At 54.5% G+C, this 24,612-nt stretch carries 26 protein-coding genes; 16 read left to right on the forward strand and 10 right to left on the reverse strand.

Going from position 1 to position 24,612, the window contains the following annotated elements:
• Complete coding sequence (rpsR, locus tag BM323_RS06780; protein ID WP_002210155.1) at positions 1-228, forward strand: 30S ribosomal protein S18; 228 nt, start codon at positions 1-3, stop codon at positions 226-228.
• Between the two features lie 39 nt (positions 229-267).
• Positions 268-717, forward strand: coding sequence for a 50S ribosomal protein L9 (gene rplI / locus BM323_RS06785; protein ID WP_008103594.1), 450 nt, complete (start codon positions 268-270; stop codon positions 715-717).
• Positions 718-773: 56 nt separating this feature from the next.
• Here rplI and BM323_RS06790 read toward each other — a convergent pair whose 3' ends face one another.
• Positions 774-1,427 (reverse strand): LysM-like peptidoglycan-binding domain-containing protein, encoded by a 654-nt coding sequence (locus BM323_RS06790; protein ID WP_157179236.1) that lies wholly within the window; start codon positions 1,425-1,427, stop codon positions 774-776.
• A gap of 216 nt (positions 1,428-1,643) precedes the next feature.
• On the opposite strand from BM323_RS06790, the gene fklB reads away from it, so the two are divergent.
• Positions 1,644-2,264, forward strand: coding sequence for an FKBP-type peptidyl-prolyl cis-trans isomerase (gene fklB, locus BM323_RS06795; protein ID WP_008103590.1), 621 nt, complete (start codon positions 1,644-1,646; stop codon positions 2,262-2,264).
• 34 nt (positions 2,265-2,298) lie between these two features.
• Here fklB and BM323_RS06800 read toward each other — a convergent pair whose 3' ends face one another.
• Positions 2,299-4,245, reverse strand: coding sequence for a bifunctional 2',3'-cyclic-nucleotide 2'-phosphodiesterase/3'-nucleotidase (locus BM323_RS06800; RefSeq protein ID WP_091003352.1), 1,947 nt, complete (start codon positions 4,243-4,245; stop codon positions 2,299-2,301).
• A 293-nt stretch (positions 4,246-4,538) separates the two neighbouring features.
• Here BM323_RS06800 and cysQ point away from each other — a divergent pair, with 293 nt between their 5' ends.
• Complete coding sequence (gene cysQ, locus BM323_RS06805) at positions 4,539-5,285, forward strand: 3'(2'),5'-bisphosphate nucleotidase CysQ (RefSeq protein ID WP_008103587.1); 747 nt, start codon at positions 4,539-4,541, stop codon at positions 5,283-5,285.
• A 34-nt stretch (positions 5,286-5,319) separates the two neighbouring features.
• Here the strand turns inward: cysQ and BM323_RS06810 are convergent, their stop codons facing one another.
• Entirely contained in the window at positions 5,320-5,883 is a 564-nt protein-coding gene (locus tag BM323_RS06810) for a YtfJ family protein (protein ID WP_008103585.1), read from the reverse strand.
• 314 nt (positions 5,884-6,197) lie between these two features.
• On the opposite strand from BM323_RS06810, the gene BM323_RS06815 reads away from it, so the two are divergent.
• Entirely contained in the window at positions 6,198-6,404 is a 207-nt protein-coding gene (locus tag BM323_RS06815; RefSeq protein WP_007892150.1) for a DUF1107 domain-containing protein, read from the forward strand.
• Positions 6,405-6,473: 69 nt separating this feature from the next.
• Here the strand turns inward: BM323_RS06815 and BM323_RS06820 are convergent, their stop codons facing one another.
• Positions 6,474-7,811, reverse strand: coding sequence for a polyamine export protein PaeA (locus tag BM323_RS06820; RefSeq protein ID WP_008103583.1), 1,338 nt, complete (start codon positions 7,809-7,811; stop codon positions 6,474-6,476).
• A gap of 452 nt (positions 7,812-8,263) precedes the next feature.
• Here BM323_RS06820 and BM323_RS06825 point away from each other — a divergent pair, with 452 nt between their 5' ends.
• The 3 genes from BM323_RS06825 to BM323_RS06835 are packed head-to-tail and all read left to right on the forward strand — an operon-like array spanning position 8,264 to position 14,126.
• Positions 8,264-10,003 carry an autotransporter assembly complex protein TamA gene (locus tag BM323_RS06825; protein ID WP_008103581.1) on the forward strand — a complete coding sequence of 580 codons (1,740 nt, stop codon included), beginning with the start codon at positions 8,264-8,266 and terminating at the stop codon, positions 10,001-10,003.
• Positions 10,000-13,770, forward strand: coding sequence for an autotransporter assembly complex protein TamB (locus tag BM323_RS06830; protein ID WP_008103579.1), 3,771 nt, complete (start codon positions 10,000-10,002; stop codon positions 13,768-13,770). The genes BM323_RS06825 and BM323_RS06830 overlap by 4 nt, the downstream gene beginning before the upstream one ends.
• Positions 13,771-13,772: 2 nt before the next feature.
• On the forward strand, positions 13,773-14,126 hold the full coding sequence (locus BM323_RS06835) for a gamma-glutamylcyclotransferase family protein (protein ID WP_008103578.1): 354 nt from the start codon (positions 13,773-13,775) through the stop codon (positions 14,124-14,126).
• A gap of 53 nt (positions 14,127-14,179) precedes the next feature.
• Here the strand turns inward: BM323_RS06835 and ppa are convergent, their stop codons facing one another.
• The 3 genes from ppa to BM323_RS06850 form a co-directional block, all read right to left on the reverse strand.
• On the reverse strand, positions 14,180-14,710 hold the full coding sequence (ppa, locus tag BM323_RS06840; protein WP_007892166.1) for an inorganic diphosphatase: 531 nt from the start codon (positions 14,708-14,710) through the stop codon (positions 14,180-14,182).
• 100 nt (positions 14,711-14,810) lie between these two features.
• Positions 14,811-15,260, reverse strand: coding sequence for a DUF441 domain-containing protein (locus BM323_RS06845; protein ID WP_008103576.1), 450 nt, complete (start codon positions 15,258-15,260; stop codon positions 14,811-14,813).
• Between the two features lie 70 nt (positions 15,261-15,330).
• Positions 15,331-15,744 (reverse strand): lysozyme inhibitor LprI family protein, encoded by a 414-nt coding sequence (locus tag BM323_RS06850; protein ID WP_008103574.1) that lies wholly within the window; start codon positions 15,742-15,744, stop codon positions 15,331-15,333.
• A 169-nt stretch (positions 15,745-15,913) separates the two neighbouring features.
• Here BM323_RS06850 and BM323_RS06855 point away from each other — a divergent pair, with 169 nt between their 5' ends.
• Positions 15,914-17,476: a methyl-accepting chemotaxis protein gene (locus tag BM323_RS06855; RefSeq protein ID WP_008103571.1), complete on the forward strand. Its 1,563-nt coding sequence runs from the start codon at positions 15,914-15,916 to the stop codon at positions 17,474-17,476.
• A gap of 103 nt (positions 17,477-17,579) precedes the next feature.
• Here BM323_RS06855 and BM323_RS06860 read toward each other — a convergent pair whose 3' ends face one another.
• Positions 17,580-17,852, reverse strand: coding sequence for a helix-turn-helix domain-containing protein (locus BM323_RS06860; RefSeq protein ID WP_008103569.1), 273 nt, complete (start codon positions 17,850-17,852; stop codon positions 17,580-17,582).
• Positions 17,853-17,943: 91 nt separating this feature from the next.
• On the opposite strand from BM323_RS06860, the gene BM323_RS06865 reads away from it, so the two are divergent.
• Positions 17,944-18,222 (forward strand): helix-turn-helix domain-containing protein, encoded by a 279-nt coding sequence (locus BM323_RS06865; protein WP_036648151.1) that lies wholly within the window; start codon positions 17,944-17,946, stop codon positions 18,220-18,222.
• Between the two features lie 27 nt (positions 18,223-18,249).
• Here BM323_RS06865 and fbp read toward each other — a convergent pair whose 3' ends face one another.
• Positions 18,250-19,257 (reverse strand): class 1 fructose-bisphosphatase, encoded by a 1,008-nt coding sequence (gene fbp, locus BM323_RS06870; RefSeq protein ID WP_008103565.1) that lies wholly within the window; start codon positions 19,255-19,257, stop codon positions 18,250-18,252.
• A 166-nt stretch (positions 19,258-19,423) separates the two neighbouring features.
• Here fbp and mpl point away from each other — a divergent pair, with 166 nt between their 5' ends.
• Complete coding sequence (mpl, locus tag BM323_RS06875; protein WP_008103563.1) at positions 19,424-20,779, forward strand: UDP-N-acetylmuramate:L-alanyl-gamma-D-glutamyl-meso-diaminopimelate ligase; 1,356 nt, start codon at positions 19,424-19,426, stop codon at positions 20,777-20,779.
• An 86-nt stretch (positions 20,780-20,865) separates the two neighbouring features.
• Here mpl and yjgA read toward each other — a convergent pair whose 3' ends face one another.
• Complete coding sequence (gene yjgA, locus BM323_RS06880) at positions 20,866-21,408, reverse strand: ribosome biogenesis factor YjgA (protein WP_008103560.1); 543 nt, start codon at positions 21,406-21,408, stop codon at positions 20,866-20,868.
• A gap of 115 nt (positions 21,409-21,523) precedes the next feature.
• On the opposite strand from yjgA, the gene pmbA reads away from it, so the two are divergent.
• From pmbA to BM323_RS06905, 5 genes are all read left to right on the forward strand, one after another.
• The gene (gene pmbA / locus BM323_RS06885; RefSeq protein ID WP_008103558.1) at positions 21,524-22,864 is read left to right on the forward strand and encodes a metalloprotease PmbA; all 1,341 of its coding nucleotides are present in this window, start codon (positions 21,524-21,526) and stop codon (positions 22,862-22,864) included.
• A gap of 72 nt (positions 22,865-22,936) precedes the next feature.
• Positions 22,937-23,323: a cytochrome b562 gene (cybC, locus tag BM323_RS06890; RefSeq protein WP_008103557.1), complete on the forward strand. Its 387-nt coding sequence runs from the start codon at positions 22,937-22,939 to the stop codon at positions 23,321-23,323.
• A gap of 253 nt (positions 23,324-23,576) precedes the next feature.
• Complete coding sequence (locus tag BM323_RS06895; protein ID WP_008103555.1) at positions 23,577-23,915, forward strand: glycine dehydrogenase; 339 nt, start codon at positions 23,577-23,579, stop codon at positions 23,913-23,915.
• Positions 23,916-23,932: 17 nt separating this feature from the next.
• On the forward strand, positions 23,933-24,289 hold the full coding sequence (locus BM323_RS06900; RefSeq protein ID WP_008103553.1) for an SFCGS family glycine-rich protein: 357 nt from the start codon (positions 23,933-23,935) through the stop codon (positions 24,287-24,289).
• A 2-nt stretch (positions 24,290-24,291) separates the two neighbouring features.
• Positions 24,292-24,588 (forward strand): DUF4312 family protein, encoded by a 297-nt coding sequence (locus BM323_RS06905; protein WP_008103551.1) that lies wholly within the window; start codon positions 24,292-24,294, stop codon positions 24,586-24,588.
• The last annotated feature ends 24 nt before the right edge of the window (positions 24,589-24,612 follow it).

The raw sequence follows: 24,612 nt of genomic DNA on the forward strand, positions 1-24,612 counted from the left end.
ATGGCACGTTATTTCCGTCGTCGCAAGTTCTGCCGTTTCACCGCGGAAGGCGTTGTAGAGATTGATTACAAAGATATCGCTACACTGAAAAACTACATTACCGAAAGCGGTAAAATTGTCCCGAGCCGTATTACCGGTACTCGTGCAAAATACCAGCGCCAGCTCGCTCGTTGCATCAAGCGCGCTCGCTACCTGTCCCTGCTTCCGTACACTGATCGTCATCAGTAATCGGTAGTTGTCCATTAACGACTTTAAGAGGATAAGGTAATGCAAGTTATTCTGCTTGATAAAGTAGCAAACCTGGGCAGCCTGGGTGATCAGGTTAACGTTAAAGCGGGCTACGCTCGTAACTTCCTGGTTCCACAGGGTAAAGCTGTTCCTGCTACCAAGAAAAACGTTGAGTTCTTCGAAACACGTCGCGCTGAACTGGAAGCCAAACTGGCTGACGTTCTGGCTGCTGCTAACGCACGTGCAGAGAAAATCAACGCACTGGGCAACGTAACCATCGCGTCTAAATCAGGCGACGCTGGTAAACTGTTCGGTTCCATCGGTACCCGTGACATCGCTGATGCAGTAACTGCAGCTGGCGTTGAAGTGGCTAAAAGCGAAGTTCGTCTTCCAGAAGGCGTACTGCGCACCACCGGTGAGCACGAAGTTGACTTCCAGATCCATAGCGAAGTATTCGCTAAACTGGTTGTGAATGTAGTTGCTGAGTAAGTTCACTCAGTGATGCGAAAACGCCGGCCATGTGCCGGCGTTTTTGTTTCTGCGTTTTACTGAGCGCGGATAAAGCTGCCATCCGGCTGACGCGTAAACAGCACCGGACCGTTGCTGCCATCCACCGTTAAACCGGTCACCACGCCTTGCGCGTCCTGACGAATCTTCACCTGCTGACCATTCTGCAATGCGCTCAGCGGCTGCCCATCACCTTCGACACGCGCCATGGCAAACACATCATTCACCGGCAAATTGTTGTCGCGGAACAGCTGCGCCAGCGTCTGGCCTGATGCCACATTGTAGGTGCGCCATTCGCCCTGCGAATCGGTTTTCGGCGGCGTGTTCTGCTGTTGATTGTTATCGTAAATCTCCGCCTGCATTGGTACTTCTTTAGCGTTAGTGTCTGCCGGGCGCTCAACCGGATACTGTGGCGTACTGCTTGGCCAGAGAAACGCCAGCAGCAGCACCAGCAGGGCAATAACAATGCCGCGACGATGCAAAGCGGGCAGCGGATCCATCCAGCGCACATCATCCAGCAAATGCCAGACGCGCTGCAGTGCGGCGGGAACGCGGGAAGGGTGATCGGAAGCCATTCGTGAATCCTCCTCGCTGGCGGCTTTGCGCGGAATGCGCTGCAGCCAACGTTGCAACCAAGGTAATAAAGTACGCGGTGCGCGCGTCCTGCGACGTCGTGGGGCGATCTGGCCCATGTATTCTCTCTTGTTCCGACGGTGGCAGGTGAAAACCTCGCCACAGCTATAGTATGAGCAATGCTGACAGGAAGTGCCTGGCAGCATTGAAAAATTTGACCGCTGTATTGTTTCCGTTTCGCCGGGAAATGTCATCTGCGGCGCGTGAGATTTTACGCCAGCCGCCCGCGCTGGTATGCTGCCGGTTCTATTTTTCTCCGGGATTAAGGAATCAAGATGACGACCCCTTCATTCGACAGCGTCGAATCACAAGCAAGTTACGGTATCGGTTTACAGGTAGGCCAGCAGCTGCAAGAGTCTGGACTGCAGGGTCTGCAGCCAGAAGCACTGCTCGCCGGCCTGCGCGACGCGCTGGAAGGGAACTCACCTGCCGTCCCGGTTGACGTGGTACATCGCGCACTGCGTGAAGTGCACGAACGCGCTGAAGGCGTGCGTCGTGAGCGTGTAGAAGCGATGGCGGCAGAAGGTCAGACTTTCCTTGAGCAGAACGCACAGCGCGAAGGCGTAAGCAGCACCGAAACCGGTCTGCAGTTCAGCGTCATCACCCAGGGCGAGGGTCCAATCCCTTCACGTCAGGATCGTGTGCGTGTGCATTACACCGGCAAACTGATCGATGGCACCGTATTCGACAGCTCAGTGGCACGTGGCGAGCCGGCAGAATTCCCGGTTAGCGGCGTGATCGCGGGTTGGATCGAAGCGCTGACGCTGATGCCAGTCGGTTCCAAGTGGGAACTGGCGATTCCACACAACCTCGCTTACGGCGAGCGCGGTGCAGGTGCCTCTATCCCGCCATTCAGCACCCTGATTTTCGAAGTTGAGCTGCTGGAAATTCTGTAAGTAGCAAGAGGGCGGCAATCGCCGCCCTTATTCGTCATTTCTTCTGCAAATCCATCTGCCACAGCGCAAAACCTATCTCATCGCTGCCCACGGCTTTCATCGGGTAATCGGCATGCTGCTCGATAAATTTCGTCGCTTTTTCGCCAGGCGCGGTTTCAAAACGGATATCCAGCGGCGTGGTGCTATTAATCGGTGCTAAACGCCAGTTGTGATCGGCCTGCGGTTTCACTTCGCCATGCGCTTTGGTTTCGCTGCTGATATAGGCGGCAACCACCGAGCGGTTCTCATCTGGTGAGGCGAAAGCAACATACTTATCGCCGGTACCGGCAAACTTGCCGCCGTAAGCGCGGTAGTTATTGGTGGCAACCAGGAAAGTGGCATCAGGATCGATAGGCTTGCCTTGCCAGCTGAGATCCTTAATGCGCGAAGCCCCTTTGTTGATTAGCGTACACTCCGCGTCATAGCGCGCCGGTTGTGTGACATCGATTTGATACTGCACGCCATCGATCACATCGAAGTTATAGGTGCGGAAATCCCAGTTAATCAGCGATTGCGGTTTGCTGCTGTGCGGATCGATTTGATTAAACTGCGCCGCTGAGCACTCCAGCCACTCCTTCACCTGCGCGCCGCTGACTTTCATCACCACCAGCGTATTGGGATAGAGATAAAGATCTGCGGCGTTACGGAAGGTGAGATTACCTTTTTCCACTTCGACATAGCTGGCGGGATCGTTTTTACGGCCGCCGGCTTTAAACGGCGCGGCGGCGGAGAGCACCGGCAAGCGACCAAGATCAGGATCGCCCTGAATAAAATGCTCAACGTAAGCGCGCTGCGCGTTGTTAACGATCTGCACAGTAGGATCGTCCTGCACCAGCGACAGGTAGCTGTACATCACGTCGGCAGATTTACCGATCGGTTTGGCAACAAACTCGCGCGTGGCGCGGTGATCCTGCTCCAGCACTTTCACCAGATCGGCATCTTCAGCCGCCAGCGATTTTTTCGCTGCGCTGTCATAAATTGGGCGTGCTTCGGCTTTGCCCTGCGCGACCTGCCATTTACCATCCTCGTTATTCAGCACCAGATCGACCACCCCAAGATGATCGCCCCACATGCCGGGCATCACCGACGGAACATCGTTGAGCGTGCCTTGAGCGATATCAGCGCCTTTAATTGCCGCAAACTCTTTGCTCGGGAACACCGCGTGAGCGTGGCCGAACATGATGGCGTTGATGCCGGGAACCTGGCTGAGGTAGTAAACCGAATTTTCTGCCATGGCGTGATAGGGTTCACTGCTCAAACCGGAGTGCGGAATAGCGATGATTATTTCAGCACCTTTTGCGCGCATTTCCGGCACATAACGCTTCGCTGTTTCAGTGATGTCATCAACCCGTACTTTTCCCTGAAGATTGTTGCGATCCCACACCATAATCTGTGGCGGAACGAAGCCGATGTAACCAATTTTCAGCGTATGCGGCTTACCGTCACGGTCTGTTACCGTGGTTTCTTTGATTAAGTAGGGCGTAAACAGCGGTTTTCCACTTTTCTCGTCGATAATGTTGGCATTGACGTAAGGAAAACGCGCGCCGGCCAACGCTTTTTGCAGATAAGGTAAGCCGTAATTGAATTCGTGATTGCCGAGGTTTCCGACCGCGTAATCCAGCGTGTTCATCGCTTTATACACTGGATTCACTTCGCCTGTTTTCAGCCCTTTCGCCGCCATGTAATCGCCCAGCGGACTGCCCTGAATAATATCGCCGTTATCGACCAGCACGCTGTTCTTCGCTTCGGCGCGTGCCTGCTGGATTAAGGTGGCGGTGCGCACCAGGCCGAACTTCTCCGTCGGCGTATCTTTGTAATAATCGAAATCCATCATATTGCTGTGCAGATCGGTGGTTTCCAGAATGCGCAGATCCACCGTAGCAGCCTGTACCGTGGCGGCAGTAATACAGAGTGCCAATAACGACATGCTCGCTTTGAACATCGCTTGCTCCTTGTTCGGTCCAATGGGCCTCTCAAAATAATGTAAAACCATGACGAATTATCATTTCAATTTGTGATGGAGCTCGGATTTTCATCCAATATCTGCTGCCGGGCCGCCATAAAAGCGCATTCAGCATCCCGCCATAGCCGCCGCTGATGAACTATGGTATTGATAATCATATAGATTGCCGGAGCAGACAGCGCAGTCGCAGGCTGTTGAATGACAACTGCTAAAATAAGAACAGATTGGCGGTTGGTGTCTGACAGGCAGAATCAGCGGAAAAGAGGTTAAGAATGTTAGATAAAATTTGTCAGCTGGCGCGTGATGCGGGCGATGCCATTATGCAGGTTTACAACGGCGCAGAGCCGGTTGATGTGACCCGCAAGTCGGATGATTCTCCAGTCACCGCGGCCGATCTCGCGGCGCATCGCGTTATTGTGCAAGGCCTGAAGGCGCTTTCGCCGGAGGTGCCGGTGCTGTCTGAAGAGGATCCACCGAGCTGGGACGTCCGTCAGCACTGGCAGAAATACTGGCTGGTCGATCCGCTGGATGGCACCAAAGAGTTTATCAAGCGCAACGGCGAGTTCACCGTGAATATTGCGCTAATCGAAAACGGCAAACCGGTGTTGGGCGTGGTGTATGCGCCAGTATTAGGCGTGATGTATTCGGCAGCGGAAGGTAAAGCCTGGAAAGAAGAGAACGGCAAGCAGACGCAGATTCATGCGCGTGAAGCGCGTCCACCGCTAGTGGTGGTTAGCCGTTCGCATTTTGATAGCGATACCGAGTTGCAGGAGTATTTGCATCAGCTTGGCGAGCATCAAACCACCGCGATTGGCTCATCGCTGAAGTTCTGTCTGGTGGCCGAAGGCAGCGCGCAGCTTTATCCGCGCTTTGGGCCGACTAACATCTGGGATACCGGCGCAGGCCATGCGGTGGCGATTGCCGCCGGCGCGCATGTCCACGATTGGCAGGGCAAAACTCTCGATTACGCCCCGCGCGAATCGTTCCTCAATCCTGGTTTCCGCGTTTCACTGTTTTAAGATTTGTAGGGTCGCCATTTATGGCGACCTCTACTCACTTCTGCAACAACTCATGAATTAACTTCATCGCCTGCTGCACTTCATCCTGCGTTAGCGGACCATCTTTGACGTAACGCACATGTGCGGTGTTATCCAGCACTACAATCGCCGATCCCCCTTTCTCCAATTGCCATGCCTGACGCGCGCTGCCGTTGCTATCGACGATAAACTGCGACCACGGATACTGCTGCTTATTGCTCTCAATGCTGCTGCGCACAAACATGCCGGTGCCAGGAATCGCATCATCGGTATTGACGATAGTGGTGGTTTGATAACGATCGTGCGGCAGATGCGCGGCTTTGATGGCTTCAATTAACGCCGCGTTCTGCTCTTTAGCCGAAGAGCGACCAGCAATATGCAGGATGACGCGAACTTTTCCGCTCAGTTGCGCGCTATTCCAGGATTTATAGCTAAACTTATCTTCATCTTGTTGATAAACCAGCTCTCCTTTGTCGTTAACGCCAACAGCGGGCACGCGTTCACCCAGTTTGAATGCATGTGCCGAAGCCAGGCCAGGCAGAAGTAGTGCCAGTGCTATCACAGTGTGTCTCAAACGCATTTATCAAACTCCTTGGTGATCCGACCAGTTGTTCATGTTCCTGCAATATTAGGCATGGATGATGCGTCTGTCGCAATGAGTTAACAGGTTTGCAACCTATGCCACAATTCCATAATGAGTGAAGGTTTATACTGGGTTTCGTGAGGCTGATAACAGAGTATTCTGTAATGATGTGTCAATTCAGTAAATAATTCACCTTTTCGGAACATTGGTAAGAAAGGATGCTCTATAGTTATGCCTCATTTGCGCTTCATGGGTTCGTACCAAATTTGGTCACGACGGAGCGTATTAAACATTTTCAGGAGTTAAACAGCATGAAGATCTTCCAGCGCTATAATCCGCTGCAAATTGCGAAATATGTAAAAACGCTATTTAGAGGAAGGTTGTACATCAAGGATGTGGGCGCGTTCGAGTTTGATAAGGGCAAAGTGATGTTGCCGCGTGTCAAAGATAAACAGCATCTTAGTGTGATGTCAGAAATCAATCGCCAGGTGCTGCGGCTGCAAGCCGAGTACAACTAAGTAAGCATAATAAAGGGCGCCGATGGCGCCCTCAGTTTTTTGTGCGGTTGGTCGCCATGAATGGCGACCCTACAGTGATTCTGTATCATCTACCGTATTCTTGGTCACATTCAGCACCGGCGGGCGTTCATCAATACGCGTGACCAGCAACTGGTCGATGCGGTAACTATCAATATCCACCACTTCAAACTTGTAGCCGGAAAACTTCACAAAGTCGGTACGCTTCGGAATCTTGCGCAGCATGTACATCATGAAGCCGCCGATGGTTTCGTAGTTGCCAGACTGAGGGAAATCATCAATATCCAGCACACGCATCACATCATCAATTGGCGTTCCGCCTTCCACCAGCCATGAGTTCTCATCACGCGCGACAATCTGCTCTTCCTGGCCCTGGCCCACCAAATCGCCCATCAGCGTAGTCATCACGTCATTCAGGGTAATGATGCCGACCACCAGCGCGTATTCGTTCATGATTACCGCGAAGTCTTCACCGGCGGTTTTGAAGCTTTCCAGTGCTTCGGAGAGCGTCAGCGTATCCGGCACAATCAGCGCAGAACGAATATTCACACCGCTGTTCAGCGTCAGGCTTTGATTGCCCAACACACGCAGCAGCAGCTCTTTGGAATCGACATAGCCGACGATGTGGTCGATATCGCCATCGCAGACAATGAATTTGGAGTGCGGATGCTGGGCGATTTTGGTTTTCAGCGTGGTTTCATCTTCGTGTAAATCGAACCACACCACGTTCTCGCGCGAGGTCATCGATGACGGCACGGTGCGTGATTCCAGCTCAAACACGTTCTCAATCAGCTCATGTTCCTGCTTACGCAGCACACCCGCCAACGCACCGGCTTCGACCACCGCATAAATATCGTCGGAGGTGATGTCGTCTTTACGCACCATCGGCAGTTTGAACAGGCGGAAGAAGACGTTCGCCAGGCCGTTGAACAGCCATACCAGCGGACGCAGCACCACTAAGCAGAAGCGCATCGGGTTAATGATGCGCAGCGCCACCGCTTCCGGAGCAATCATGCCGACGCGTTTTGGCGTCAGGTCAGCAAACAGAATGAACAGGCTGGTTACGATGGTGAAGGAGCAGATAAAGCTGAGCTGTTCAGCCAATTCGGGTGCCACGAAGCGGCTGAATAGGCTATTAAAGGCGGGCGAGAAGGCGGCATCGCCGACGATACCGCCGAGGATGGCGACGGCATTCAGGCCAATCTGCACCACGGTGAAGAACATGCCAGGTTGTTCCTGCATCTTCAGCACGCGCTGGGCATTGATGTTGCCTTCGTCAGCCAGCAGCTTCAGCTTGATCTTACGGGCGGCTGCCAGCGAGATCTCCGAAAGGGAAAAAAATGAACTGATGACTATCAGTAAAAGAATGACAAGCAAGCTATCGAGCATAAAAGATCCGTTGGGTTAATCACTTGTCATTTTTGGCCTGGGCAGCGCGGGAGTGGGCGTACATCCGGTACTTGCCAGTCAAACAGGCTATCCGTGCCAAAAATGTCTGCGCCATATCGACAAGATAAGGTTAACGTCGGGGCAGAAAAAGGTGCAGGCGAGGCCTGCTGGTCGCTGATTATAGCAGCAGCGCTTATCATGCCGCTATAGGGGCATGATAAGCGCTCGGATTAATCCGAGTGAGCAACCGTCTGCTGAAGAACAAGCTTGTGCTTGTTGTATCGTTTCCCCCATTTATCGACAATAGGTCACAATTTGGCTTAGTCGCTGGGTTTACGCCGATAGGCAGAAAAAAGGCGGCTATGCTGATGGGTACACGCGCGGTGATGATACCCTTCTACAGAATAAACGCCCCTGCGGAATAGGGGCCGGCATTATTAACAGGAGTACGTGTGCCACGATTTCATATTTATTGTTTGGCCAGCCTGTTGCTTGCTGCACCTGCCGTTGAGGCAGCCAAAGTGCGCTTGCAACTGGACGGTCTTACCGGGGATTTACAGAAGAACGTCAGGGCACGCTTGTCCACTATCGGCACTGACGAGGTGTCGAACGACGGGCGTTTCCAGGCGCGCGTTGCAGAAGCGATCAAAGAAGGCCTGCGTGCGCTCGGTTATTACGAACCCGAGATCGATTTCGAATCGCGCCCGGCACCGCCACAAGGTGGTCGTCCGGTATTGATCGCGCACGTTAAGCCCGGCGAACCAGTCAAGATCGGCGGCAGCACCATCGTGATTGAAGGTGAAGCCCGCACTGACAAAGATTATCAAGCATGGGTCAAACAGGGCACGCCGAAAGTCGGTACGCAGCTCAATCACGGCGACTACGACAAATTTAAAAACGGCTTCTCCAGCCTGGCATTGCGTAATGGTTACTTCGACGGTGACTTTAAGCAAAGCCAGCTTGGCGTTTCGGTTGAACGGCGCGAAGCCTTCTGGGACATCAATTACGATAGCGGCCCGCGCTACCGCTTTGGCGATGTCGGTTTCCAGGGCTCGCAAATCGACGAAGCTTATCTGCAAAATCTGGTGCCGTTCAAAAAGGGCGATCACTACAGCTCGCGGGATCTGGCGGAACTCAACCGCCGCTTATCGGCAACCGGCTGGTTCAACTCGGTGGTGGTCGCGCCTGAATTTGATAAAGGTCGTCAAACCAAAGTGCTACCGCTGAATGCGGTGGTATCGCCACGCGTGGAAAACACCATTGAAACCGGCGTCGGTTACTCCACCGATGTCGGGCCGCGCATTAAAGGCACGTGGAAAAAACCGTGGATTAACAGCAGCGGCCACAGCCTGGCCGCCAGCGCCTACGTCTCTGCGCCGGAGCAGCAGCTCGATCTCAGCTACAAAGTCCCGCTGTTGAAAAGTCCGCTCGAGCAGTATTACACCTTCTCTGGTGGCGTAAAGCGCACCGATCTCAACGACACCAAAGCCGATACCACCACGCTGGCGATGTCGCGTAACTGGGACAGCAGCAGCGGCTGGCAGAAAGCCATTAACCTGCGCTGGAGCCTCGATCACTTTACCCAGGCCAGCGTCACCAACACCACCATGCTGCTCTATCCGGGCGTCAGCCTGAACCGCACCCGTTCGCGCGGCGGTTTGATGCCGACGTGGGGCGATTCGCAGCGTTACTCGGTGGACGTGTCGGATACCACATGGGGTTCGGACGTTGATTTCGTCATCATGCAGGCGCAAAACGTCTGGATTCGCACGCTCGCCGATAAGCATCGCTTTGTGGCGCGCGGCAATGTTGGCTGGATCGAAACCAACGACTTCGACAAAGTGCCGCCGGATCTGCGCTTCTTCGCCGGTGGCGACCGCAGTATTCGCGGTTACAAATACAAAGACGTATCGCCACGTGATGACAATGGCAAGCTGACCGGCGCCTCGAAAATGGCCACCGGCTCGCTTGAGTATCAATACAACGTGACCGGCAAATGGTGGGGCGCGGTGTTCGTCGATTCTGGTGAAGCGGTCAACGACATCAAGCAGAGCAACCTGAAAACCGGTGCCGGCTTCGGCGTGCGCTGGTCTTCTCCGGTAGGGCCGATCAAGTTTGATATCGCGCGGCCGATTGGCGACGACAAGGAGCATGGATTGCAATTTTATGTAGGATTGGGGCCTGAACTATGAAGCTGTGGAAAAAGGTCCTGATTGGCATCGGTATTTTTCTGGTGCTGCTGTTGGGCAGCATCGCGTTTCTGGTGGGCACCACGCCGGGTTTGCATCTGCTGCTGAAAGGCGCCGATCGTTGGGTGCCAGGTTTGTCGATCAAACAGGTTGAAGGTGGCTGGCGCGACCTGACGCTAAGCGGCGTGAAGTATGAAATGCCGGGCGTCAGTGTGGATGCCGGACGTTTTCATCTGGCGCTGAATCTCAACTGCCTGCTGCATTCGTCAGTGTGTGTTAATGACATCGCGCTGCAGGATGTCAGCGTGGTGGTGGATAGCAAAAAAATGGCGCCGGCCAGCGCACCGCCGCCGGAAGAGCAGAGCGGCAGCACCAATCTCAGCACGCCGTATCCGATTACGCTCAGCAAAGTTGGGCTGCACAACATCAACGTTAAAGTTGATGACACGGCAATTTCCCTGCTCGATTTCACCACCGGCCTGCAGTGGCAGGATCGTGCACTGACGCTGACGCCAACCCATATCCAAAGCCTGCTGATCGCGCTGCCGAAAGCGGCCAAAGTGGTAGATGAACAAGTGGTGCAGCCAAAAGTGCAGCAGCCGCAGCCGGATGAAAAGCCGCTGGGCGAAACGCTGCAAGCGATGTTTGCTAAGCCGCTGTTACCGGACATGCCGGACTTCCAGCTGCCGCTGGATATCACCGTGCAGGAGCTTCTTGGTGAACAGCTGCGCATTACCGGCGATACCGACGTATCGATTACGCGTCTGTTGTTAAAAGCCAAAACCGCCGATCGTCATCTGCAGCTGGAAACCTTCGATGTCGATTCGCCGCAAGGGCAGGTGAACGCCAGCGGTGAAGCGACATTGGCCGATAACTGGCCGGTGAATTTCGCGCTTAACGGCACGCTCAATCTCGACCCGATCAAGGGCGAGAAGATCAAAATGAACCTCGCGGGTGCGATGCGTGACGAGCTGAAACTCGGGCTGAATCTTTCCGGTCCAGTGCGTGCGCAGCTGGATGCGACCACGCAACTTGCGGTTGCCGGTTTACCGCTGGCGCTGAAACTCACCAGCCCGCAGCTGCGTTGGCCGCTCACCGGCGCGGTGCAGTATCAGGCGGATAATCTCGATTATCAGTTTAAAGGCAAAGCCACCGATTACGTGATGTCGCTGCGCACCGCAGTGAAAGGTGAAGGCGTGCCGCCCGCGACTATTGCGCTGGACGGCAAAGGCAACGAGCAGCAGTTCAACCTCGATAAGCTGCGCGTGGCGGCGCTGCAGGGCAATATCGATCTGACGGCGCTGGTGGACTGGAGTAAAGCCATCAGCTGGCGCAGCGACTTGACGCTCTCCGGCATCAACACCGCCAAACAGTATCCGGATTGGCCAGCGAAGCTGGATGGCAAAATTGCCACGCGCGGCAGCCTGTACGGCGGAAGCTGGCAGCTCAGCGTGCCGCAGCTGGAGCTGAAAGGTAACGTCAAGCAGAACGCGGTAAGCGCCAAAGGTACCTTGAGCGGCAACAGCTATAACCAGTGGAAAGTGCCCGGCCTGAACATTGCGCTGGGCCGCAACCATCTGGACGTGAAAGGCGAGCTGGGCGACACGCTTAACCTCGATGCCAACATTGATGCGCCAAATCTGGATAACGCGCTGCCGGGCCTGGGCGGCGTCGCCAAAGGCACCGTCAAAGCGCGCGGTACTTTGCAGGCGCCGCAGCTGCTGGCCGATCTCACCGCTACCGGTTTGCGCTGGCAGCAGCTGCAAATCCGTCGTGTGGCGTTACAGGGCGATGTGAAATCCAGCGATCAGATTGCCGGTAAGCTGCAACTGCGTGTGGAACAATTGCAGCAGGATGCGCTGAAAGTGAATCTGCTGACGCTGAACGCTGACGGCAACGAAAAGCAGCATCAGCTGAAGCTCGACGTACAGGGCGAACCGGTTTCCGGTCAGCTGGCGCTGAACGGCAGCTTTGATCGCAAAACCGAGCGCTGGCAGGGCAATCTCAACAACACGCGTTTCGACACGCCGGTAGGCGAATGGCGACTGACGCGGGCGATGGCGATTGATTACCTCAACAGCAAGCAAACCGCCACCATTGGGCCGCACTGCTGGCAGAATCCGAACGCGCAGCTGTGCGTACCGGAACCGATTGAAGCCGGTGCCAGCGGACATGCGCATGTGGTGCTCAACCGCTTCGATCTGGCGATGATCAAACCGTTCCTCACCGATGCCACCAAACTGAACGGCGTGTTCAGCGGTGATGCGCGTGTCAACTGGACCGCCGACGGCGCGCTGCCAACCGGCACCGTCGCGCTGAAAGGCAGCGGCGTGAAAGTGGAGCAGGACGTGCAGGGCAACACCTTGCCGATCGCCTTCGATACGCTGAACCTGAATGCCGCGCTGCGTAACGGTCGCGCCCAGCTTGATTGGCTGATCCATATCGTCAACAACGGCCAGCTGAGCGGCAATGTGCAGATCGCCGATCCAGAGAACCGTCGTCAGTTGTCAGGCAACATCGGCATCAGCAATATTTCGCTGGCGATGCTGAATCCGGCACTGATGCAGGGCGAGAAAATCAAAGGCAATCTGAACAGCAATCTGCGCCTTGGCGGCACATTGCAGCAGCCGCAGGTGTTTGGTCAGTTGGGGCTGAGTGATGTGGATGTCGATGGCAGCTTTATGCCGGTCGATCTCACCGCCGCCAATCTCAACATGGTGTTCAACGGCATGAGTTCAACGCTCAACGGCATGATACAGACGGCGCAGGGCAATCTTAACCTGAGCGGTAACGCCGACTGGAGCCAGCTGGATAACTGGCGTGCGCGCGTGGCGGCACAAGGCAGCCGCATCCGCGTCACCGTGCCGCCGATGGTGCGCATGGATGTCTCGCCGGATCTGGTGTTTGAGGCCACGCCAGCCGCATTCAGTCTCGACGGCAGAGTGGATATTCCGTGGGCGCGCATTACCGTGCAGGAAGTGCCGGAAAGCGCCACCGGCGTCTCTTCTGATGAGGTGATGCTGGATCAAAATCTCAAACCGATTCAGCCGAAAACCGCCGCGATACCGATCAACAGCAATCTGGTGATCCACGTCGGTAATGATGTGCGCCTTTCGGCGTTTGGTCTCAAAGCCAAACTGAATGGCGATCTCAAGCTGGTGCAGGATAAAAATGGCTTAGGCTTAAACGGCCAGATCAATATCCCATCCGGCCGCTTCCATGCGTATGGTCAGGATTTGGTGGTGCGCAAAGGTGAGCTGCAGTTCGCTGGGCCGCCGGACCAGCCTTACGTCAACCTCGAGGCGATTCGTAATCCAGAGGCTACCGAAGACGATGTCACCGCCGGATTACGCGTAACCGGGCTGGCGGATGAGCCGAAAGTGGAAGTGTTCTCCGATCCGGCGATGTCGCAACAGGAAGCGCTTTCTTACCTGTTACGCGGCCAGGGACTCAACAGCGATGGCGACAGCAACGCATTAACTTCAGCGCTTGTTGGATTGGGGGTTGCGCAAAGTGGTCAGGTTGTGGGTAAAATCGGCGAGACCTTCGGTGTCAGTAATCTCGCGGTTGATACCGCTGGCGTAGGCGATAGCCAGCAGGTGCAGGTGAGTGGTTACGTGTTACCGGGTCTACAAGTAAAATACGGTGTTGGCATATTTGATTCACTGGCGACCTTAACCTTGCGTTATCGCCTGATGCCCAAACTCTATTTAGAAGCCGTGTCGGGTCTCGATCAGGCACTGGATCTGCTCTATCAGTTTGAGTTTTAGCAATGCGAATAATTGTCTATGGCAGTTTACGGCGCAAACAGGGAAACAGTCATTGGATGACGAATGCGCAGTGGCTCGGCGACCATCAGATTGTGGGGTTTGAACTCTACAATCTGGGTCACTATCCGGGCGTGGTGGAAGGAGAAGGCAGCGTCTATTGCGAGGTGTATCGCATTGACGCCAGCACGCTCGGCGAACTTGATGCCTTGCGCACCAAAAATGGCGAATACAAACGCCAGCTTATTCAGACGCCTTACGGCAGTGCCTGGCTGTATGTCTATCAGCGTTCAGTTACGGGTCGCACGCATATCGCGAGCGGTGACTGGTTAAGGCGAGATGGCGAAACAGAGGCATAAATAAAAACACCGTCCATTGGACGGTGTTTTTTTATGCATGGCAGAAAACAGGCTTATTTCTTCTGCGCGCGCTCGTAAGAGGCGATGATTTCAGCTTTGGCCGCTTCTGCGTTGTCCCAGCCGTCAACCTTCACCCATTTGCCTTTTTCCAGATCTTTGTAGTGCTCGAAGAAGTGGGTGATCTGCGCTTTCAGCAGTTCTGGCAGGTCGTTCACATCTTTGATGTGATCGTACTCTTTGCTCAGCTTGGTGTGTGGAACCGCAACCAGTTTGGCATCTTCGCCAGACTCGTCGGTCATTTTCAGCACGCCAACGGGACGGCAGCGGATCACTGAGCCCGGCACCAGCGGATACGGGGTTGGCACCAGTACGTCAACCGGATCACCATCCAAAGACAGCGTGTGGTTGATGTAACCGTAGTTGCACGGATAGAACATGGCGGTAGACATGAAACGGTCTACAAACAGGGCGCCAGACTCTTTGTCGACTTCATATTTGATCGGATCGGCATTAGCCGGGATCTCAATGACAACGTAGATATCTTCTGGCAACTCTTTACCTGCAGGCACCTGGTTCAAACTCATCTGGCTTTCCTTCATTAGTCATATGTTGAGTGACGGCTATTATAGCCAACTGACTCTGAAAGTATGCCCCCTTTTTGGCGTTTCGGAATGCTCCAAGGCGCTACTTCGCCGTGACAAACAGCGAGACGATCCCCGCAGCAATCAGTGGTCCGACCGGCACACCACGGAAGAAGGCCACGCCAATCACCGTACCAATCAACAGCCCACCAATCACCGACGGCTGCACGCTCATAAAGTTCACGCCGCGTCCGCCCAGCCAGGCGACAAAAACGCCCACCACAATCGCGATAATCGATTGCCAGTTGGCGAACGATTTCAACAGCGAAGAAGCCGGCAGCGTGCCGCTGGCCAGCGGCGCCATCACCGCAACGGTGAGGATGATGATGCCGATCTGAATGCCCTGTTTTTCCACATAGGGAAAGAATTGCGACAGCGGAGTGAGCTTAATCGCCAGCAGGATCAGAATCGAAATGGTAACGGCGCTGTTATGAACGAAATAGCTGAGGACGGCGAGGCAAACAAGAATGATGGTGGAGGCATAAGCAGCCATGGTTTCTCCCTGCAGATTAATGGGTGCGCTGGCCGATGCCAGCGCTAAGCGTATTAAACGCTTACATTAATCAACAATCGTCGGGGTTGGTGCAACTGCCTTTGTTAATTGATTGCAACATCAGCGCCTGATTGCGCACCAGACTCACGCCCTGCGCACCGACCGACAGCGCGGCCATCGTGCCCTGGCTGCTAACAAAATAGCTGCGGCTGGCATCCAGCCAGCTGTCGCGATAAGTCAGCCACGCGCGCTGGGCGCTGCGCAATTTGTCTTTAGGCGCGCCGGTTAATTTTTTCATCGCTTGGGTGTACTGCGCGTTCATCTCTTTATCCCAGGCTTTATTGGCCGTGCCGTAGCATTGAGACATGCCGGCGGTGCTGGATTCCTTATTCAGACACTGCTCGAGCTGCTGATCGATAGGGTTTTGTTGCGCTGCAGCAAAACCACTGACCAACAAACACGCCATCGGGAGCCATTTTTTCATCGTTTCATTCCTTAAATTTTGCTGGGGCAGACTTCAGTAAAAGTGAAGTCTGGGTGATCGTCAGCCAATTGACCATCAACAATGGATAAAGTTTCCGCGATCAACTGCCGATAATCTTTCCGTTTTAGGGCCAGCGGATTTCTGCCTTTTCTTGCAAACGGGGATAATCATGTTCAAACAGCTATCAATTCGTACTGCATTACTCACGCTTTTGGCTTTTATGACGCTGCTGCTGCTGGCAGTCAGCGCGATGGGCATCTCGGCCATCAACGCAGGCAATCAATCACTGGATGCGCTCAACCGCATACAGGGGATTGAGCTCAACGCCTTGTATCAAAGTCGTTCCGAACTGATGCGCGCTCGCGCCAACGCTGCATTGGCGGTGCGTAAAATTGAAATTGGTTTACTGGATGACGGCGATGTTGTCACCAAACAAACCCAGGCGGCAGTAGAAAGCTCTCATAAGTATTTGCAGGCCTTTGTGGAGGCCGGAACGGTCACCGCTCACGGCAAAACGCTGGCTGATGCCGTCGTCGCGACTTATAACGCGTACGAGAAAGAGGGCATCACGCCGATGATTGATGCCCTGAAAAAGCAGTACACCGATGAGTATTATCAGGTGCTGGAGGGCAAACAGTCGGCGCTGGCGGCCAGTTACTCGAAAGCGGTGAATGATTTTAGCATCTACGCCAATGAAGTTTCGGCAGCGCGCCTGGCTCAAGCCGCGCATGATGAGCTGCAGCTGAAGATTCTGATTGGCGTTTCCGTGGCGCTGACCTTGCTGCTGATTGCGCTGGCCTGGCAACTGCTGCGTCGTCTGCTGCTGCGTCCACTCGACGGCGCAATTCTGCATCTGGAGCAAATTGCGGCGGGCGATTTATCACAGCCGCTGCCAGCCGCCGGAAAGAATGAGTTAGGTCGTCTCAATCAGGCGCTGGCGAATATGCAGCTGGCGCTTAGCAGTTCGGTCAGTCAGGTACGTGAAGCCAGTTTGCAGATTGATGTGGGCAGCCGCGAGTTAGCGGCAGGCACCGTGCATCTTTCTCAGCGTACCGAAGAGTCAGCCGCCTCGCTGGAGCAAACTGCCGCCAGCATGGAACAGCTCACCGCCACAGTGCGTCTCAATGCCAGCAATGCCAAAGAGGCTAATCAGCTTGCCAGCAATGTCTCCGACAGCGCCGATCGTGGTGCCGAAGTGGTTGGCTACGTGATGGAGAAGATGCAGGAGATCACTCAAAGCTCCAATCGCATTGGCGACATTCTCAGCGTGATTGATGGCATTGCTTTCCAGACCAACATCCTGGCGCTGAATGCTGCGGTTGAAGCCGCGCGTGCAGGTGAACAAGGGCGCGGCTTCGCCGTGGTCGCTAATGAAGTGCGCACGCTGGCCGGTCGCAGCGCTACCGCCGCTAAAGAGATCCGCGAGCTGATCGCGGAATCGCAGACGCGGGTGCAAGAGGGCAGCGACATGGCGACGCGCGCCGGTGAAACCATGGATGAGATCTCCAGCGAAGTGATGCGTGTCACCACGTTGATGAAAGAGATCTCTATCGCCTCGGAAGAGCAGAGTCGCGGTATCGAGCAGGTGAATCAGGCGGTGACGCAGATGGATGAAGCTGCGCAGCAGAACGCCGCGTTAGTCGAAGAAGCCAGCGCCGCGACGCAATCGCTGGAAGCGCAGTCGCAGCAGTTGCAGGATTCAATGGCGCAATTCCGCGTGTCTGCGGCGTAATAAAGTTAATAGGTGTGAAATAAGTTGGGTCGCTATAAATTGCGACCCAATAATCAATTTATCGCAGCGCGTATTTAGACGTAGCGAATCATTAAGCCGGAATTTAATTACTTTTATGCGTGCGAATGATTTCGGCTAGCGCATCATCTTCCGCGTAAAAATAAGCTGCGGGTATTTCTAATACGTCCGCCAATCGCTGCGCTGTATCCAAATCAACCTGATGAATTCCATTCTCGTAACGATTAATTCGCGTGCTGGCAACAAACTCATCGATCCCCGCCGCAATCCCCAATCCTTTTTGAGACAAACCCTTAGCCAGACGCGCTTGTTTCAAGCGTCTTTGGAAGGTTAGCTGGAGAGAGGAGGTCGATTTCATGGCTACGAGAATCGTAGATTTACTGCTTGTCAGATACTACGAGTAACGTAGTATCGTAAATAGAACAGATAAGCGGACTAAGGAGAGTTACGTGAATAATGCAAAACAAGACTGGCATCCTGCCGATATTATTGCTGCTCTGCGAAAGAAAGGAACTTCAATGGCGGCGGTGTCGCGGCAATCGGGATTATGTTCAACCACGCTCGCCAATGCATTAGTGCGGCCGTGGCCAAAAGGGGAATTATTAATTGCCGAAGCGATTGGTATTTCACCCGCAGAAATTTGGCCGAGTCGTTATTATGCGGAAGATGGCGCGTTAATTGATCGCCAGGCCAAAATCAGAAATATGAAAACAAAAAGCCCGCACTAAGGCGGGCTTGGTACAGCGGGAACAAACTTACGCTGAATGGTCGTCCGGATATTCACGGATGAAGCGTTCAACGTCGCCCACCATCGCGTCGTTGCCGCAGAAGAACGGGCAGCGTTGATGCAGCGTTTCTGGCTGGATGTCGAGGATGCGATTGGCACCATCGCTGGCTTTACCGCCCGCTTGCTCCGCCAGGAAGGCCATTGGGTTGCATTCGTACAACAGACGCAACTTACCTTTCGGATGGCTGGCAGTGCTTGGGTAAAGGTAGATGCCGCCTTTCAGCAGGTTACGGTGGAAATCGGCCACCAGTGAACCAATGTAGCGCGAGGTATACGGGCGCTTGGTGGCGATATCTTCTTCCTGACAGAACTTCAGGTATTTCTTCACGCCCTGCGGGAAGCGAATGTAGTTACCTTCGTTGATCGAGTAGGTGTAACCCTTCTCCGGGAAGGTCATGCGTTCGTGGCTCAGGCAGAACACGCCGAGCGACGGATCGTAAGTAAACGCATGCACGCCCACGCCGGTGGTGTAAACCATCATGGTGGAAGAACCGTAAACCACGTAACCCGCCGCAACTTGCTTGTTGCCCGGCTGCATGAAGTCGGCTTCGGTGATTGGCGTACCCGGCTCGCTGATGCGATGGTAGATAGAGAAAATGGTGCCGACGGAAACGTTAACGTCGATGTTCGAAGAACCATCCAGTGGATCCATCAACACAACGTATTTGCCATTCTCTGAGCCTTCAAAGATGACGAACTCGTCTTCTTCTTCCGACGCGATACCGGCCACCACGCCGCGCGCTTTCAGGGCGGCTTTCAGCTTTTCGTTGGCAAACAGATCGAGTTTCATCTGCTGCTCACCCTGCACGTTTTCCACGCCGCTGGCACCCAGAATATCCACCAGACCCGCTTTGTTGATGTCGCGGTGGATAATTTTAGCGCCAAGCTTAATGGAAGAAATCAGCGCCGTCAGTTCACCTGTGGCGTGTGGAAAGTCGTGTTGCTTCTCGACGATGAATTCGCCTAACGTTTTCATAACACATTCCCTGCATCTACGATGGAGTGGCAGCAGCTGTAACAAGCTACCAACGTATGAGCGCAGTTTAGCCGATTGAACTTTAAAAACCATAGTCCTAATCCGTTTCTTCCCTCTCAACTCGGCGTTACACTGTGCGCCGAACTTTTGAGTAATGGATCTCTTTATGCGTATTCACATCCTCGGGATTTGTGGCACTTTCATGGGCGGACTGGCGATGCTGGCACGCTCGCTGGGACATGAAGTTACCGGCTCAGACGCCAATGTCTATCCGCCGATGAGCACGTTGCTGGAACAGCAAGGCATTGAATTGACAGAAGGTTACGATGCCAGCCAGCTCGATCCGCAACCGGATCTGGTGATCATTGGTAACGCGATGACGCGCGGCAATCCTTGTGTGGAAGCGGTACTGGAACGCAACATTCCTTACCTCTCCGGCCCGCAATGGCTGCACGATTTCGTACTGCGCGATCGTTGGGTGCTGGCGGTGGCGGGAACCCACGGCAAAACCACCACAGCCGGCATGGCAGCGTGGATTCTCGAGGCCTGCGGCCTGGAACCGGGCTTTATCATCGGTGGTGTGCCAGGAAACTTCGAGGTTTCGGCAAAATTAGGAAAAAGTCCATTCTTCGTCATCGAAGCGGATGAGTACGACAGCGCGTTCTTCGACAAGCGTTCCAAGTTTGTCCATTACTGCCCGCGCACGCTGATCCTCAACAACCTCGAATTCGATCACGCGGATATCTTTGACGATCTGCGCGCCATCCAGAAGCAGTTCCATCACTTGATCCGCATCGTGCCGGGCCAGGGCAAGATCCTGCTGCCGGAGCATGACAACAACATCAAGCAAGTGATGGCGATGGGCTGCTGGAGCGAGCAGGAAAGCGTGGGCGATAACGGTCACTGGCAGGCGAAAAAGCTGACGCCGGACTCGTCACATTGGGAGATCTGGCTCGACGGCGAGAAAGTCGGCGAAGTGAACTGGGCGCTGGTGGGCGAGCACAACATGCACAATGGCCTGATGGCGATTGCGGCGGCGCGTCATGTTGGAGTGAAACCGGTGGATGCGGGTGAAGCGCTGAGCAGTTTCATTAATGCCCGTCGTCGTCTCGAATTGCGTGGTGAAGTGAACGCCATCAAGGTGTACGACGATTTTGCTCACCATCCGACTGCGATTCTCGCCACGCTGGCGGCGCTGCGCAGCAAAGTGGGCGGCACGGCACGCATTCTGGCGGTGCTGGAACCGCGTTCAAATACCATGAAGATGGGCGTGAGCAAGAACGAGTTAGCACCATCGCTGGGGCGCGCAGACGAAGTGTTCCTGTTCCAGCCGCACCATATTCCGTGGCAGGTTTCCGATGTCGCCGAGGCGTGCATCCAGCCGGCGCAGTGGAGCGCGGATATCGATACGCTGGTGGAAATGGTGGCGAAGAAAGCCCAGCCAGGCGATTCAATTCTGGTAATGAGTAACGGCGGGTTTGGTGGTATTCACCAGAAACTGCTGGAGCGGTTAGGGCGGTGATTGTGCGGTGGCCATAAATGGCCACCCTACAACAGGACATCGTAGGGTCGGCATTCATGCCGACCTTTTTCATGTCCGCAGAAAGCTTAAGCTTCTGCCAGCTCGCGCAGATACTGGAAAATCAGGCGGGCGGATTTTGGTGGCTTATTGGTGGCTTTCTCTTTCTGCGCGTTGCGGATCATGCTGCGCAGTTGCTGACGATCGGCGTGCGGATAGAGGTTAAACACCTCAGCGACCGCGTCATCACCTTGCTCGATCAAACGATCGCGCAACATCTCCAGCTTATGGAATAGCGCAACCTGCTGGTTGTGACGGTTCTTCAGCTTATCCAGCGCCTGACGAATCGGATCTTCATCGCGGGCACGCAGCATCTTACCGATCAGCTGCAGCTGACGGCGGCGGCCTTCTTTCTTGATGCGCTGCGCCAGTTCAATCGCGTCGCGCAGTTGTTCGTCGAGTGGAATCTTGTCGAGGGAATTTTTCCCCAGATCAACTAACTCGGCGCCAAGGCGTTTCAGCTCTTCGGCATCGCGTTTAATTTCGCTTTTACTGACCCAGATAATCTCTTCGTCTTCTTCGTCATTATTATCCGGCACATCGTCGAGCCAGTCATCGGGCTGCTTGGTCATCTCTTGGCTCCCAAAAAAAAGAGGCTAATCCTACCAGTTTATCGGGCGACTGCGAAATTGTTCTCTGAGTCTGATAGACTCAAACAATTCATACTTAAGATTAGACGGCAGGTCGATGAACGTATCTACTCAGGTTGCAGAACAACGTAAAGTGTTGGAACAGGCTGTCGCGCAGGCGTTGGAACTGGCAAAAGCCAGCACCGATGGCGCTGAAGTGGCGGTCACGAAAACCACCGGCATCGGCGTCAGTACCCGCTATGGCGAAGTGGAAAACGTCGAATTCAACAGCGATGGTGCGCTCGGCATCACCGTCTACCATCAAAACCGCAAAGGCAGCGCTTCCTCAACCGATCTCAGCCCGGATGCGATCAAACGCACCGTGCAGGCGGCGATCGACATTGCGCGCTACACCTCGGTGGATCCGTTCGGCGCACCGGCCGATCCCGAATTGCTGGCGTTTGAAGCGCCGGATCTCGATCTCTACCATCCGTGGGAGATCGATGCCGATCGCGCTATCGAACTGGCCGCTCAGGCGGAACAAGCTTCATTACAAGCTGACAAGCGCATCACCAATACCGAAGGCGGCAGCTTCAACAGCCACGTTGGCATCAAAGTCTTCGGCAACAGCCACGGCATGTTGCAGAGCTACTGCTCAAGCCGCCATTCGCTCTCCAGCTGTGTGATCGCAGAGCAGGATGGCAACATGGAACGCGATTACGCGTACACCATTGGCCGCTCTTTTGACGATCTGAAAAGCGCCGATTGGGTGGGGGCCGAGTGCGCCCGCCGCGTGCTGGCACGTCTGGCGCCGCGCAAGCTCTCGACCATGAAAGCGCCGGTGATCTTCGCGCCGGAAGTGGCGACCGGATTGTTTGGTCATCTGGTGGGCATGATCAGCGGCAGCAGCGTGTACCGTAAATCGACCTTCCTGCTCGATTCGCTCGGTAAGCAAATTCTGCCGGAGTGGCTGACCATTGAAGAGCATCCACATCTGCTGAAAGGCCTCGCATCCACGCCGTTCGACAGCGAAGGCGTGCGCACCCAATCGCGTGACATCATTAAAGATGGCGTGCTGCAGAACTGGCTGTTGACCAGCTATTCCGCGCGCAAGCTGGGCTTGCAGAGTACCGGCCACGCAGGCGGCATCCACAACTGGCGTATTGCCGGTCAGGGCCACAGCTTTGACGACATGCTGAAGCAGATGGGCACCGGTTTAGTGGTAACCGAGATGATGGGCTCTAGCATCAACGGCATGACCGGCGACTATTCACGCGGTGCATCCGGTTTCTGGGTGGAAAACGGTGAGATTCAATATCCTGTGAGCGAGATCACAATCGCCGGTAACCTCAAGGATATGTGGCTCAATATGGTAACCGTCGGTAACGACATTGAAACCCGCAGCAATATACAATGCGGTTCGGTGCTGCTGCCGGAGATGAAAATCGCCGGACAATAAGAGTCATCGCTTTCTGAAAGCAGCCCGCAAGGCTGCTTTTTTTTTGGCCCGACAATAATAAGGATAAAATTTATGCGTAAGCATGTGATTGCAATGTTGTCTCTCTCGCTGTTGTTCTCCTCGGCTAGCGTGTTTGCGGCCGATTTAGAAAAAGATATGGATGCGCTTAAAGATGGTCTGAGCGTGGTGAAGAAAACCTCCGACGCGCAGGAAATGCATACCGCGCTGGGCAAAATGCGTCAGGCGGCGACGGATGCTAAGCAATCCACGCCGGAAAAACTGGAAGGTCAGGCGGCCGATAGTGCGCAGATCAAGGATTATCACGCCGGTCTGGATTCGCTGATTGCTCAGATCGATGTGGTTGATCAGCTGGCGCAAGCCAACAAGCTGGACGAAGCCAAGGCTGAAGCGAAGAAACTGGAAGATATTCGCAACGCCAACCATAAGAAATTCCGCTGATAAACCGGCCAGCCCTGCCGCTGGCCTTATTCCTCCTTGCCTTCTCTCCGTTTTAATCCGCGTAAATACATCATTTCTCGCATTTTGTGACCGGTTTCGCACACTTCGTGCGTCCTGAGATCTGGCGCACACTCGCCCGTGGGATTTCCACTTTGAGGTGGAAAAGATGCGTCTCAACAGCCTGCAGCGGAAAGCGTAATTTCTTTTCAACGCGAATTATCTGTAATTGTCCGCTGTAAACAGGAGTAACAAGGTGAGGAGTGAAGCTGTCCCGCTGAAACAGAGCACGCCGGAAGCGATTCAGGCGCTGGCGGATAAGGTGTTAAGCCAAATTGCAGCGATCTACGCCGCGCATCACATCGAAGCCAACGCCGTGCAGCAGCAGATGCTGGCTTCGCATGTTCGGGCGATGGCATCGCGCTCCCTGACGGGCGAAGCGCTGCCGGAAGTAGAAGCTGAGCTGTTTGAAGATATCTCGCCGGAAACCATGGCGCTGGCGCAGCAGGTGGTTGATCTGTTTGGCAATCTGCCAAAAGAGGAAGCCTGGCTGTTATCCGTACATATTGAAGTTGCACGTGCAAACGAAGCTTAAATTTTAAGGAATTCAACATGGTAACTGTAGTGATTGGCGATCGTCTGGGTAAAGGTCAGAAAGTAGCCGCGGGCATCGAGAAAGCCGGTGGTCGTGCGGTGGTGGTGCCGGGCGTGGCAGCTGACATGAAGCTGGGCGACGTAATGAAAGCGGAAAACGCTGATTTCGGCATCTCCTTCTGCGGCAGCGGCGGCGCCGGTGCGATTACCGCGCAGAACAAATATGGCTACAAAGCCAAACACGGCATGCGTTCGATTGACGAAGGCGTGACCGCCATCAATGAAGGCGCCACCGTGCTGGGCTTCGGCTTTATGGATAAAGAAGAGCTGGGTGAGCGTCTGGTGCAGGCCTGGACTAAAAAACACGGCAGCTAAGTATGAAACAGCAATACGAGACGCAGGTAACGGTGCAGGGCAAAGGCGACAGTAAAGCAAAAGCCTTTGCCGATGCGCTGAGCAAGGTGCAGCAGCAAGTGCTGCGCACCAGCCAAAAGATTCTGTTGCGCATTGAACCCATGGATGTGCGGGTGCTGCGCGCGCAGGAGAGCGTGCGCAAGGAAAAATTCTTGTTCTTCTTCCTCGCGCGTGAGCGACGGAATTACAGCGTTGAGCTGGAAATTACCGTTAGCGTCACTGTGATCGACACCGACAAGGTGGACTTCATAGCGACTTAATAAAAACGACAACAAGGGTACGAC

The organism is Pantoea sp. YR525 (genome assembly GCF_900116775.1).
In the GTDB taxonomy this organism is placed as follows: Bacteria; Pseudomonadota; Gammaproteobacteria; order Enterobacterales; family Enterobacteriaceae; genus Pantoea; species Pantoea symbiotica.